11 protein-coding genes are annotated in these 13,371 nt (G+C 61.1%); 4 read left to right on the top strand and 7 right to left on the bottom strand.

Annotated elements, in window-relative coordinates; all coding sequences use genetic code 11:
- Together K8U03_20065 and K8U03_20060 are read right to left on the bottom strand one after the other, a co-directional pair.
- A partial coding sequence (locus tag K8U03_20065; protein ID MCE9607188.1) for an amino acid transporter occupies positions 1–1,389 on the bottom strand: 1,389 nt, incomplete at its 3' end.
- 292 nt (positions 1,390–1,681) lie between these two features.
- Positions 1,682–2,431, bottom strand: a complete 750-nt coding sequence (locus K8U03_20060; protein ID MCE9607187.1) for an NTP transferase domain-containing protein — start codon at positions 2,429–2,431, stop codon at positions 1,682–1,684.
- Between the two features lie 310 nt (positions 2,432–2,741).
- On the opposite strand from K8U03_20060, the gene K8U03_20055 reads away from it, so the two are divergent.
- From K8U03_20055 to K8U03_20045, 3 genes are all read left to right on the top strand, one after another.
- Complete coding sequence (locus K8U03_20055; protein ID MCE9607186.1) at positions 2,742–5,084, top strand: DUF1592 domain-containing protein; 2,343 nt, start codon at positions 2,742–2,744, stop codon at positions 5,082–5,084.
- 42 nt (positions 5,085–5,126) lie between these two features.
- Positions 5,127–6,446 (top strand): DUF1552 domain-containing protein, encoded by a 1,320-nt coding sequence (locus tag K8U03_20050; protein MCE9607185.1) that lies wholly within the window; start codon positions 5,127–5,129, stop codon positions 6,444–6,446.
- 1,222 nt (positions 6,447–7,668) lie between these two features.
- Entirely contained in the window at positions 7,669–9,123 is a 1,455-nt protein-coding gene (locus K8U03_20045) for a hypothetical protein (GenBank protein ID MCE9607184.1), read from the top strand.
- A 116-nt stretch (positions 9,124–9,239) separates the two neighbouring features.
- Here K8U03_20045 and K8U03_20040 read toward each other — a convergent pair whose 3' ends face one another.
- Positions 9,240–9,824, bottom strand: coding sequence for an NAD(P)H-dependent oxidoreductase (locus K8U03_20040; protein ID MCE9607183.1), 585 nt, complete (start codon positions 9,822–9,824; stop codon positions 9,240–9,242).
- A 129-nt stretch (positions 9,825–9,953) separates the two neighbouring features.
- Positions 9,954–10,670: a (Fe-S)-binding protein gene (locus K8U03_20035; GenBank protein MCE9607182.1), complete on the bottom strand. Its 717-nt coding sequence runs from the start codon at positions 10,668–10,670 to the stop codon at positions 9,954–9,956.
- Between the two features lie 150 nt (positions 10,671–10,820).
- Here K8U03_20035 and K8U03_20030 point away from each other — a divergent pair, with 150 nt between their 5' ends.
- The gene (locus tag K8U03_20030) at positions 10,821–11,480 is read left to right on the top strand and encodes an FMN-binding negative transcriptional regulator (GenBank protein MCE9607181.1); all 660 of its coding nucleotides are present in this window, start codon (positions 10,821–10,823) and stop codon (positions 11,478–11,480) included.
- Here K8U03_20030 and K8U03_20025 read toward each other — a convergent pair.
- The 3 genes from K8U03_20025 to K8U03_20015 form a co-directional block, all read right to left on the bottom strand.
- Positions 11,477–12,523, bottom strand: a complete 1,047-nt coding sequence (locus K8U03_20025) for a trypsin-like peptidase domain-containing protein (protein MCE9607180.1) — start codon at positions 12,521–12,523, stop codon at positions 11,477–11,479. The two genes, K8U03_20030 and K8U03_20025, sit on opposite strands and share 4 nt — an antisense overlap.
- Before the next feature lie 98 nt (positions 12,524–12,621).
- Positions 12,622–13,032, bottom strand: coding sequence for a barstar family protein (locus K8U03_20020; GenBank protein ID MCE9607179.1), 411 nt, complete (start codon positions 13,030–13,032; stop codon positions 12,622–12,624).
- The gene (locus K8U03_20015; protein ID MCE9607178.1) at positions 13,029–13,367 is read right to left on the bottom strand and encodes a hypothetical protein; all 339 of its coding nucleotides are present in this window, start codon (positions 13,365–13,367) and stop codon (positions 13,029–13,031) included. The genes K8U03_20020 and K8U03_20015 overlap by 4 nt, the downstream gene beginning before the upstream one ends.
- Positions 13,368–13,371: the final 4 nt, after the last annotated feature.

The following is a 13,371-nucleotide window of genomic DNA, read 5'->3' as shown; positions in this document are numbered from 1 at the left end:
CCCGGTCGTGTAAACGAACACGACACCGATCGCCAAATACTTCCACGGAATGCGAAACAATATGAACTTCCCGGCTCGACTCCGGAACACGTCGATCACCGTCGCAACGCACGCGCTGCTCATCAGCACCAGCACGCCGGTCGCATAGGCGCCCCCTTGCGCGCTGACGTCGGCATTGAAGATCCAAGTGACGAACAAGTTGATCACCGTGAAGGCGATCACCAGCCAATGCGTTACGCGGGCCCATTCCGGCGCCATGCCGTAGCGCGGAAGATAACGAGGCACGAGACTGAGCAAGCCCGTCATCGCACTCGCGCCGGCGAAGCCGAGGATCACGATCGTCGCGATGTCGTAGATCGTGCCGAAGATGTCGCCGAAAATCGGATTCGCGACCAGATAACTACTTTGACCATGCGCAATGAACGCCAGAGCCCGATGTTCAGCTGGGCCGCCGTGCGCCATGTCGGCGGGATCGATCAGCATCGCCGTAACGAGCGACGAACCGAGCAAGCAGACCGACATGATCAAGGCCGCCGTCAGAAGCAGTTTCTTCGCGTTGCGAATGCGCCCCTTCGGATGCTCCAGCGTATCATCGGCGTCGCCCTTAATGAGCGGCATCACCGCCACTCCGGTTTCGAAACCGGAAAGGCCGAGCGCGAGCTTCGGGAAGATCAGAATGCTGATCATCGCCACCGCGCCCCAACCGTCCCCCATCGCCGGCAGATGTCCTTGCGGAATGTGCCAAGCCGCGGAACCTTCTTGAAGATGTTGCAGCCAGAGCTGAAAGCGATCCGGGTGACCGATCAGATAGACGAGCCCGCTACCGATGACGACGGCGTTGAGCGTGAGATAGACGCCGACGATCACGACGGCCAACCCCACCACTTCGCGCATGCCCCGCAAAAAGCTGGCCCCGAGTAGCACGAGCATTCCCATCGTCAGAGCCACGCGCTGACCGTCGGTCCCCCAGGCCTGTAGGAAGCCCGGTGCGTGTGCTTTCCAGATCGGATTGTGCATCAAGTGCTCGACCGCATCGGCGGCCGAGAGAGTTTTCGTAATGACGAAGTCGGTCGCGGCAAAGCCGAGCAGCGAGAGCACGACCACTTTCCCGGTCCAACCGCGCATCAACCGCTCGAGCATCGCGATCGAACCTTGCCCTTCGGTCGAGCGCGAGGCGACGTGGGAATAGACGGGAAGCGCGCCGAACAGGGTAACGAGCACCAAGACGATCGTCGCGATCGGGGCGACGATGCCGGCCGCCTCGAAGGCGATCGACGGCTGATAACCGAGCGTGCTGAAGTAGTCGACGCCCGTAAGACACATGACCCAGACCCAAAAGCTTTGGTGCTCATGGTGCGTGGGCTTAGGCGAAACCGTTGCGGCTTCCATACGGATGCGAACATCGCGGTGGGATGCTAGTAAAGTCGAGCGGCTCGGCAGGTCGTGTTCGGCGGCGTTGCGCTAGGGCTCAAGAACCCGCGGCACGCTTCGTCAGAGTCTGCGTTGCGGGCATTATCGTGTGCGACAAGCCTCGCTTACACAAGGGGTTCACCACTCCGATCAGCGATTGCAAGCGACATTAACGTGTTGTCGCAATGAGCGTTGCAAATGTTTGCCCGGCCGAGAGGTCTACCCGAAAACTGCGGCTTCTCACCGCTGCGCTCGTTTCCGCGCAGCCGTGCTACGAGGCTAGTTGCCAAGCGCCACGCTCGACGATCGTTCGTGCCGCAGCATAGATTTGGTCGAGCCGCCAGGAGGGGGCATCGTCGCCACCGGTGCGTGCGATCAACTCGCGATACACGTTATCCATGTGGTCGACATCGGCCTGCGTATCGACCGTAAGCCGTAGGCTCGGATCGAGTCCGACCCAGACGTTCGGCAACCATTGGACGCGAAACGGAGTCGCTTCGCGACGGAAATAAGGAGTGACGTGTTCACGACAATAGTCGTCGAGATCGTCGCGGAGCGCCATCGCACGCAGCGCACCGACGCGCAACACCTCGGGCACTATCGCCGATAGCTCGGGCATGATTCCCGTGTAGACGTCGGCTCCGGCTCGATGCCCATCGATCAACTGCGCCGTCAAGTTCGGACAGTAAAGCGGATTGTCAGCCGTCGCGCGCACGAGGATGTCGTTCGCATCGAGATCGGCTGTCGCTGCCAGGTAGCGCGCGAGGACATTCTCTTCCGAACCTCGCACGCAACCGTAGCCCAAGAGCGCCGCTTCGCGCTCGACGGCATCGTCGCTCGCGGCTTGCGATGTTGCGACGATCAGTTGCGGGCGCTGTCGACCACGGCCGCAGCGCACGGCATGCAATCGTTCTAAGCAGCGCGCCAGTAGCGTCTTGCCGGCGATCGACGCGAGGGTCTTTCCCGGTCGGCGCAACGATCCCATGCGCGCCTGCAATACGATACGAACCGTCTGGGTCATCCGCGCCATCCTGGGCTGGAAAAGAAACGCCGCCATGTTTCAGGTCGCGGATGATAGCACCGCGCCGGATTTGCTTCGAGACCGGTTTCATGGAAGACGCACGTCCCAGGCAGCCGAAGTGATCCATAGCGGCGAATTCTCGCGACATTCCGCTGACGTCGACGCGTTCGGGCCGTGCTACCGTTGACGCTTGCACGGCGGTACCCGATCATGGAAAGGCTCGCCCGAGCGGCCGCGGGTTTCCATCGCGCGGCTCCGGGTCTGCCGAATCTCCTGCCTCATTTCCCTCCTTTGCTCCCTGCTCGTTGCCATGCAGCGAATCTTCCTCGCTCTGCTTCTCTTCGTTGCCGCCGAGCAGGGTGTCGTCGCGCGCGCCGCAGATGGCCGAAGCGGGGCCGAGATTTATAAGCAGCTCTGTGCATCGTGTCATGGTCTGAGCGGCGAAGGGGTGAAGGCGCACTACGCGAAGCCGCTGGTCGGCGATAAGTCGATCGTCGAGTTGGCCGAACTGATCGCCAAGACGATGCCCGAGGGAGATCCGGAAAAGTGCGTTGGGCCGGATGCTGCGCGCGTGGCGGCTTATATCTACGAGACGTTTTATTCGCCGATCGCGCAGGCTCGCAATCAACCCGCGAAGCTCGAGCTTTCGCGCCTCACCGTCCGCCAATATCGCCAATCGGTCGCCGATCTCGTCGGTAGCTTTCGTTGGACGAACAAATGGGACGACAAACGAGGCTTAAAAGGAGAGTACTTCAAGAAACGTACTTCGCAAAAAGAGCTCGAACGTCTCGACCCCACCGTCGACTTCGACTTCGGCGAGGTGAGCCCGCTCGTCGGTAAGATCGAACCGGTCGAGTTCGGCATGCGCTGGTCGGGTTCCTTGCTCGCACCCGAATCGGGCGACTTCGAATTCATTCTCGAAACGCAAAACGGCGCGCGTCTTTGGGTCAACGACATGCAGACCCCGCTCATCGACGGCAGCGTCCGCTCCGGCAAAGACGTCGCGCTGCGCGAATCGGTTCGCCTGCTCGGCGGCCGTGCTTACCCGATTCGGCTCGAATTCTTCAAGTCGAAGGAAGCGAAAGAAAAGACGGCGCGGATCGTGCTGAAGTGGAAGCAACCGCATCGCGAACCGGAAGTGGTTCCCGCGCGTTGCTTGTCGCCGGTCGCTTTTCCGGAACTGTTCATCTCGACCGTGCCGTTTCCGCCCGACGATCGGAGCGTCGGCTACGAACGGGGGACGGCGGTTTCCGAAGCTTGGGAACAAGCGGTGATGGACTCCGCCATCGAAGTATCGGCGTATGTCTACGCGAAGATTTCGGAACTCGCCGGCACGAAGCCCGATGCGAAAGATCGCAACGAGAAACTACGCGAGTTCGCCCGCAAGTTTGCGGAGCGGGCTTTCCGTCGTCCGCTGACCGACGACTTAAAAAAGCTTTATCTCGAGCGGCCGTTCGCGGAAACGCCCGATCCCGAGTTGGCCGTGAAGCGGTGCGTGTTGCTGGTGTTGATGTCGCCGCGGTTCTTGTATCACGAAGTCGATCACGGCAAGCCCGACTCGTTCGATGTGGCCGCGCGGCTTTCGTTCGGCCTTTGGGATTCGCTTCCCGATCAGGGTCTCATGCAAGCGGCGGCGCAGGGCAAGCTCTCGACTCCCGCGGAAGTGCGCAAGCAAGCGGAACGGATGCTCGACGACCCTCGTACGCGCGGCAAGCTCCACGATTTTTTCGTGCAATGGCTGCGGGTCGATCACTTCGAGGAACTCTCGAAAGACACGAAGCGCTTCCCCGACTTCGACGACGCTCTGGTTTCCGACCTACATACGGCGCTCGACTTATTTCTCGACGATGTCATCTGGAGCGAGAGTTCCGACTTCCGCCAATTGCTCCTCGCCGACTCGCTTTACCTGAACGGCAAGCTCTCGAAGTTCTACGGCGGCTCGTTGCCCGCAGACGCCCCGTTTCAAAAAGTAAGCCTCCCGAAAGGGCCGCGCGCCGGAGTGCTGACGCATCCCTACCTCATGGCCGGCTATGCCTACAACGCTACGAGCTCGCCGATTCATCGGGGCGTGTTCATCGCTCGCAGCGTGTTGGGCCGCGCCTTGCGACCGCCGCCGGAAGCGGTTGCGCCGTTGGCCGCGGATCTCCATGCCGAGTTGACGACTCGGCAGCGCGTCGACTTGCAGACGAAAGCCGAGTCGTGCCAAGCCTGTCATCGGATGATCAATCCGCTCGGCTTCGCTTTCGAGAACTTCGACGCCGTCGGACGGTTCCGCGCCGAAGAGAAAGGGAAACCGATCGATGCGACCGGCGTTTACCAAACCCGAACCGGCGAGAAAGTAAAGTTCTCCGACGTGCGCGAGCTCGCGGCCTTCTTGGCGCGCAGCGACGAGACCCACGAAGCGTTTGTCGAGCAGTTGTTTCACTATCTGGTCAAGCAGCCGATCCTCGCCTACGGGCCGCAGACGCACATAGAATTGGAGCGTTCGTTCGCCGCGCAAGGATTTCATATTCGCAAACTGATGATCGAGATGCTGGTGGCTTCGGCGTTCGGGTCGCGCGATGGTTCGATGGCGCAGAACGATCTGCCTGCGAAATCGCAAGCGGCTCCGACTGCGCCCGTGAAGGGGCAACCTGTGACGGTTAAGAAGTAACTGATAAAAGTAGCTGAGAACTTCCAAAGCACGAGTATTCCTATGGGACGCGTTACCAGTCGTCGCGAGTTCGTCCGCAAGTTGGGCCTGAGTGCCGCGGCCGTGCCGTATGTGCTCAACCTGCCGAGCCTCGGCTTCGCCAATCAACGGGCGCGCAAGCAGCGGCTCGTCGTCGTGTTCAGTCCCAACGGAGTCGTGCCCAAGACGTTTTGGCCGGAGGAAGAGGGCGAAAAGTTTACGCTCCCGGAAAGCTTGAAGCCGCTCGCGCCGTTTCAAAAGCAAACGCTCGTGCTCAAGGGCGTGTGCGACAAAGTGCGCGGCGACGGCGACAACCACATGCGCGGCATCGGTTGCTTGCTCACCGGCATCGAGCTCTTTCCGGGCAACATCCAGGGTGGTTCCGATACGCCGGCCGGTTGGTCGAGCGGCCACTCGATCGATCAAGAGTTGAAAACGTTTCTGCAAAAGAACGATGCCACGCGCACGCGTTTCGGCTCGCTCGAGTTCGGCGTGATGGTCCCCGACCGCGCCGACACTTGGACCCGCATGGTTTACTCCGGCCCGAACAAGCCGATCGCGCCGATCGATCATCCGTATCAGATGTTCTCGAAGCTCTACGGCCACATGAAAGACCAAGAGAGCCTACGCGGCGTGCTCGATGAATTGCAGGAAGACTTCCGCAAAGTCTCGGCCGTGGTCAGCAAGGAAGATCGCCGCCTGCTCGACGAGCACGCGTCGCTCGTGCGCAATCTCGAGCGAGAGCTCCGCGCCACGACCGTGGTCGACGTCGGGCATGCGGTGCCCGAGCTGCCGGCCGGCGTGAAAGACGACAACGACGAAATGCCGCGGATCTCGAAGATGCAGATCGACCTGATGGTCGCCGGCTTCCGCGCCGACTTCACGCGCATCGCGACCTTGCAATACACCAACTCCGTCGGCCAAGCGAAGATGCGATGGCTCGGCGTCGAAGAAGGGCATCACGAGTTGTCGCACGAGCCCGACAAAGAGGAGAAGGCTCAAGAGAAGTTGACGAAGATCAACAAATGGTACTGCGAGCAGGTGGCTTACCTAGCCGAGCAACTTGCCAAGACACCCGAGCCGGGAGGCGGCGGCACGATGCTCGACAACACGCTGATCGTCTGGACGAACGAGCTCGGCAAAGGAAACTCGCACACGCTCGACGACATTCCGTTCGTCATGGTCGGCGGCGGCCTCGGCTTCAAGATGGGCCGCTCGCTCAAGCTCAAAAAGCTCCCGCACAACCGGCTGCTCCTCTCGCTCGCCCACGCCTTCGGCCATCGCCTCACGAAGTTCGGCAACCCGGACTACTGCGGCGAAGGAGTACTCCCGGGTTTGACGTAAGAAGCGGCGAACGATTCATCCGAGGCGAGCGGCCGGTGTCAGCCGGCCGGTAATTGCGCAGCTTAAAGAAGCACCAATGTGACCGGCCGGCTGACACCGGCCGCTCGCCTTAAGTAGTATCGATCATCGCCCAAATGACTTTACGAGCCGACTCCATGCCGAGCGATCGGATTTGGTTTCTTACTTGGCACACTTACGGAAGTTGGTTGCCGGGAAGCACGAAAGGATTCGTGACCTCGATCCGCAACGCACGAGGCGAAGCCGAAATTCATAACACGCCGGGCACCGCGATCGATGCCGACTCGCCCTTGTATATCGCTTTGATTAGGATCATATGACCGACACCTACGGTGATAGCCCGATTCATTCGATTATCGATCGGCCACACGAATACGAAATCATTCGATTCGACTACCAAAATGATCCCGAAGATTGTCGCAATTCATTTCTCGACCTGACTCTTAGGCGACAATCGACGGTTCGTCGTCTTCGATTCTTCCGACCTCGACGATTAGTGATCGGAGAAGGGTTTCCTGCGCCGACGAACGGAATGATCATCTTGGACATTCGACACCGCCAATGGGACGACCTGGGCGTTGAAGTTGCCGACTTCGAAGCCTCACACGGATCTGTCACTTTTTGCGCGGCAGACGTCATCGATCTCGACGCCGTAACTTAACGCGTCTCACCGAAACGGCCGGTTCACACCGGCCGCTCGCCTCGGAAGAGTTGCTTCAACCCTCGCTGATTCCGCTGCTTGCGCTACTACCGCCGGCGAATTTAACGATTGCGCAGGCTGTGCCGCCTGCGGCTCAGGCTCGCGAAATCTTGAGGATTTTTACGCACTTCTTCGGCGTTTCCGAGCTATGTTTTAGATGGCTTGTATTTTCGGAGCGCTCAGGCGATCTGCGGGCAAGCCGACCTTCTCATTAGCAAACTGCTAACGAGAGGCCTCGCGACAAGGGACTCGCGCGTGGCAAAGACGCAAAGCAAGATCGACCGCATCACGTCTCCCCGGTGTCGAATTCGTAGCGTGCAGCGCATGCTCGACGAGATTCGCACGATAGCGTGAACGGCCGGCCTCGAAGTTGCGTATGGAAGTCGAGCGCACGGATGCACGACGCAGACGTTGCGAAGCGCAGCTCGGAGAGCCGCCGCTTCTCGACCGAATGCAAAACGCGAGTTTAACCACATCGAAGTGTCGTGTAGGGGTCATGCTTGTATGAAAAAATTCTTCTCGTTCCTCGCTGCCGGATGCGCCGCCGCAGGTTTCGTCGGTAACCACACCGGCTCGGCTTACGGCCAATCTTGTCAATCGTGCGCCACGCCGCCTGTCGCCATTCCGACGACGACGTACCGCCTCGACTATCAAACCGTCTACGAAGATCGCGCCGTCACCGCGTATCGTCTGGAAAACGAAACCGTGTACGAAGAGCGCGAAGTGACCAGTTTCAAACCAGTCTGGGAAACGCAGACCCGCGAAAAGCGATATATGGTCGCGAAGCCTGTCTACGAAACATCCGAGCGTGAAGAGCGCTACACCGTACAGAAGCCGGTGTGGGAAACGCAAATCCGCGACGAAAGCTACGACGTCGTGCGACAGATTCCGGAAACGTCGGAACGCGAAGAGCGCTACACCGTGCAACGCCCGGTCTGGGAAACGTCGACGCGCGAAGAGCGCTACACCGTGCAACGCCCGGTCTACGAAACGTCGGAGCGCGAAGAAGCCTACACCGTGATGGAACAAGTCACGACCTACCGCCCCGTGCAAATCGACCAAGGCCAGTATGTGACGAACTACGCCGTGCAGCCGGGCGCCGTGCGCACGCGGCTTGCTTGGAACCAGCGCGGTTACGCGATCGATCCGCTCACCGGCGCCGCGGCCTATCAACGGGGCGGCCTGCATTGGACTCCGATGCAAGCTCCGGCCACGGTCGTTCCGCAAACCATCTATCAGCCTAACGTCGTCACGGCGCAAGTGCCCGAGACCTCGATGGTGCCCCGTACGGAAGTTCGCCGCGTGCCGGTGCAAACGGTGCGTTATATGAACGAAGAGATGGTGCGTGAAGTGCCGGTGCAAACTTGCCGCATGATCGCCGAAGAGCAGGTTCGCAAGGTCCCCGTTACGACCTATCGCCAAGTCGTCGAACGGATCGAGAAGAAGACTCCGGTTCAAGTTTGCAAGATGATCACCGAGGAGGTCGTGAAGAAAGTTCCGGTCACCTCGATGAAGATGGTGCAAGAAGAACGAGTCGAGCAAGAACAAGTCCGCGTCTGCCGCCAAGAGCAAGTCGTGCAGAAGGTGCAAGTGCCGCATGTGGTCGAGAAGCGCGTGCCCGTGCAGTACACTTACCGCGTGCCGCATATCGTCGTGAACAAAGTGCCGCTCGACGCTTGCGGCAACCCGATCTATCTGACGCCGGCTCCGGCGGCTTCGACCGGCGAAGTTCGCAAAGAGCCGACCGTTGCACCATCGATTGCTCCTTCGACGAACTCGGCTCCGTCGACCTACGGTAGCGGCAACGCTACGTCGTCGGGCACGGCCGCTCCGAGCCTGCCGATGGACACCGCGGTGCCGACTCCGAAGTTCGGCCCGGTCGACGAACGGACCAATGCAAATAAGGTCATCGTCGAAGAAAAGAAAACGGTCATCGAAAGCGCGGTCCCTGCGAAGTAGTTCCGACTCGCCGAGACGAACCTGTCGAGACGCATCGAAAATCCTGCGACGCCCGTCGGTTTTGACCCAGCCGACGGGCGTCTTCTTTTTTAGCGCTCTCGCTCTCTGCGCGCAAATTAAGCTTTGAGCTTCGCGATCGTCGCGGCGAGCTTCGCACCGATCGCGAGCACCGCCGCTTGCTGCTTCGCATCTTTCAGCAGTCCGTCGTCGCCGAAGGCTTCGTGCGCTTTCACGATCGCAATCTGATCGGGCAGCACGAGCACCTGGATATTGCCCAGGATCGAGCGCAGATGAACGAGCCCTCGCAAGCCGCCGAGCGCGCCGGGCGACGCCGCGACGATCGCCGCCGTCTTGCCTGCGTAAGCCGTCAGGCCCGGCTCGCCGGCGGCCGACGGTCGCGAGACCCAATCGAGCGCGTTCTTGAGCGGCGCCGTGATCGAGCTGTTGTACTCGGGCGAGGCGATCAGCAAGCCATCGTGCTTGAGGAACAGGTCCTTCAGTTGCCGGCCGGCCGCCGGCATTCCTTCGGCCGCTTCCAGATCTTGATCGAAAAGCGGGAGCGGGAAGTCGCGCAGGTCGACGACCGTCGTTTCGGCACCGGCCTCGCGCGCCCCTTGCGCGGCGATCGCCGCCAACTTTTTATTGAACGAATCCTTGCGCAAGCTACCGGCAAAAGCCAAAATGCGGGGCGTATAACTCATGGCGGTCCGACTCCCGAAATAGAACAACTCGAGCGGTGATCGATGTCCGAGAGTGGAACCGCTCGGCGGCGCGCGTGCAAGCCTGTTAGACGATTGCTCGCTGCTTTACGCCGGGCCACGGCCCGAGCTCTAGCGCGATTCCAACAACTCGGCCAAGTGCAACACGCGCACGGTCCGGCCGTCGCGATGGAGCTTGCCGCCGATATTCATCAAACATCCGGCATCGGTGCTCACCACCGCATCGGCTTCCGTGGCCTCGATGCAACGCGTCTTATCGCTGACCATCGCGTTGGAAATTTCGGGATAGCGCACCGAGAACGATCCGCCGAAGCCGCAACATTGATCGTCGTGGCCGAGCGGAACGTAGGTAACTCCGCGCACGGCGCGAATCAATTGCTCGGCCTCGCCCGCCAAGCCGAGACCTCGTAGATGGCACGCGTAGTGATAGGTGACCTTCCCGTCGAACTTCGCTCCGACGTCGATCACCGCCAGCCGGTTCACCAAGAAGTCCGCCAATTCGAATGTCCGACTTGCTAGCTCCACGGCTCGTGTATGCCACTCGCTCCCCGGCTCGAACAAGTGCGGATACTCGACCTTCACCATCGCCGCGCAAGAGCCCGACGGCACGACGACCGTTCGCTCGCCGGCGAAAGCGCGGATCGTGTGCTGCGCCTGGTCGCGGGCCTGTTCCTTGAAACCGGAATTGTAAAACGGCTGGCCGCAACAAGTCTGGGCCGCCGGGAAATCGACCTCGTGCCCGAGCCTGCGCAAGAGCCGCACCGTCGCTTTGCCGACCTCCGGCCGAACGACATCTCCCAAGCAAGTGATCATCAGAGAAAGTTGCATCGCGACATTGTAAACGAGCGAACCTCGGTCGGGCAGTCGGCTCTTTTAAGGAGAATTCGAGCGTCGAAGTGGCAGCCACAGACGGTATGGCATAGTCTAGCCTCGAACCGCCCCCCCCTCATTCTTCCCTCGAAATGAAAGTCTCGGCGAATGTATAGTCCCGATCATTTTCGCGAGACCGACCACGAGAAAATTTTCGACTTCGTCGAACGAAACGGCTTCGCCTCGCTCGTCACTTCGCACGACGGACTCCCTTTCGCTTCGCACTTGCCGCTCCATCTTCGCCGCGACTCCGCTGCGGATGTAGCGACCGGTCGAGCGTCGCTCGTCGGGCACATGGCCCGCAGCAATCCGCAATGGCGTGATTCGGACGGTCAGACCGCCTTGGTGATCTTCAACGGTCCGCATGCCTACGTGAGCCCGACTTGGTACGGCGAGCCGAACACGGTGCCGACGTGGAACTACATCGCGGTGCATGCGTACGGCACGATCGAATTTACGGAAGATCCGCTCGAGCTACGGCGGATCTTGCGCGACTCGGTCGCGCTCTACGAACGAGCGCTGCCGCAACCCTGGGAGTTCGACCCGACCTCGGCGCTGAGCGAAGCGCTGGTAAAGCAAATCGTCGGCTTCCGGATCACGGTCGAGCGCTGGGAAGGAAAATGGAAGCTGAATCAAAACCAAAGCGAAGTGCGCCGCCGACGTGTCGCCGCGACGCTCGCAGCTAGAGACGACGCGCAGTCGCAGGCCGTGGCCGAATGGATGCAGCGGTCGCTCGGGCCCGACAAGCCTTCGGCGGACTCCCCTTAAACCGCGGGCCTCGCTTGAACGAGAATCTCTTCGTAGCGCTCGTCGCGCACCACTCCGAACAGCAACGTGCGATCGGCGGCCGGCCCGCCGAGCAGGCGATGCAAGTCGTCGGACGAAAGGACCACCCGTCCGTTGACGCTCACGATCAGATCGTCGACTTCCAGTCCCGCGGCATGCGCAGCACCACCGCGCCGCACTTCCACGACGCGTACCGCTCGATCGCTCAAGAGATCGAGATCGCGTACGAGCCGCTTCGGGAGCGGCACCACCGTGATCGAGATGCCGAGCGTCGGACGTCGGACTCTGCCGTAGTTGGTCAGTTCGTCGACGACCCAGCGAGCCGTATCGGCCGGCACGGCGAAGCCGAGCCCCTGCCCTTGCGCGACGATCGCCGTATTGACGCCGACGAGCCTGCCGCGCGAGTCGACCAGCGGGCCGCCGGAATTGCCCGGGTTGAGCGGTGCGGTGTGCTGCACGACGTTCTCGATGAGCCGCCCATCGCCGCCGCGCATCGAACGCCCGATCGCGCTCACGACGCCGGTCGATACGGTCGATTGCAACCCAAACGGATTACCGACCGCGATCACCAACTGCCCGACCTGCAAAGACGCCGATTCGCCGAACGGCAGCGTCGGGAGATCGCGCGACTTGAGCTTCAACAGCGCGAGGTCGACGGCCGGATCATCGCCGACGGTCTCGGCATCGATGGCGTCCCCTTCTTCGGTAACGGCTCGCAACCGCGCACGCCCGGCCACGACATGGCTATTGGTAAGCGCGTAGCCGTCGCTCGATAGAACGAGACCCGAACCGGAGCCGCGCGGAGGCTCGTCGTCGCGACCGACGATCGACAACGTCGCCGGCCCGACTTGGCGAACGACGGTAATGACGGCCCGCGAGTAGGCGTCGAGCAAGTCCTGGTCGCCGCCGCCGGCCTCGGGCCGAGCGCGATTCGCAGTCGGTTCATTGCGCGGGGAGTTGCTCGCTTGTTCGTCGCCGGCTTGAAGCCGGCGCCATTCGAATTCGTCGGAGTAGGGTTTGTTCATCGCTCGGACACCTTTCATGCAGCACGCAATGTCGATGCGTTTCGAGAACGCAATTCATTCTACGCAGCGCGGCAAGCGAAGGTGCGGCAACGGAGGCGTTAGGCCTCGAAAAGCGGCTGAGAAGCGGCGGGAAAGATGATTTTCAACGTGCGCGGCTCGGCGGAGGAACTCTGCGCGGCGGCTGCTTCGGCGAGCAGATCGCGATAGAGATAGAACAAGTCGGCCCGAGGGGAAAACGGCAGGCCGTCGTGGACGATCGAGATGCGGCGCACTTCGCCGAGCCACGAAAGGTCGCGCAGGCATTCGTCGAGCGCGTCCCAGTTCCAGCCGAAGTAGGAAGGGAACCGTAGCCCTTTCGCCAGCGCGCCGAGTACCTTCTGCTTACCGCGCGCTGCGACAGGCACATGGACGACGAGTGCCTCGGCGTCGCGATAGGTCGAAGGTTTTTCGAGGAACTCGAAGCCGGTCTTCGCTTCCGGTTTTACTTGGTCGGTCGCTTCGTCGGTCATCGGTTATCGTCCTGCTGCAAGTTCTTCGAGGGAGTAGCGACCGGGATGCGCTGGAAGCTGCGATAGTGATCGTGCGTGTACCAAACTTCGCCTTGAGCTCCGGTGACGATTCGCTGCGGCCCCGGCCCGTCTTCGCCCGGCGTCGGGACGACCCATTCCTGATAGTAGCCTGCGGGATGCTTGGGAAGCCGGCCTTCGCGATTTTGAAACGTCGAGCCATCGTGCGAGAACCGCAACCGTCGGCCGGAATCGATCCGTTCCAAAACCGGACGAAGATCGATGTCGCCGCGATAGACGACGCGGCCGTCTTGATCGCGCAACGAAAGATTCCGCATCAGC

Source organism: Planctomycetia bacterium, from assembly GCA_021413845.1.
Lineage (GTDB): Bacteria > Planctomycetota > Planctomycetia > Pirellulales > PNKZ01 > PNKZ01.
This window is presented reverse-complemented; position numbering and strand designations above follow the sequence as displayed.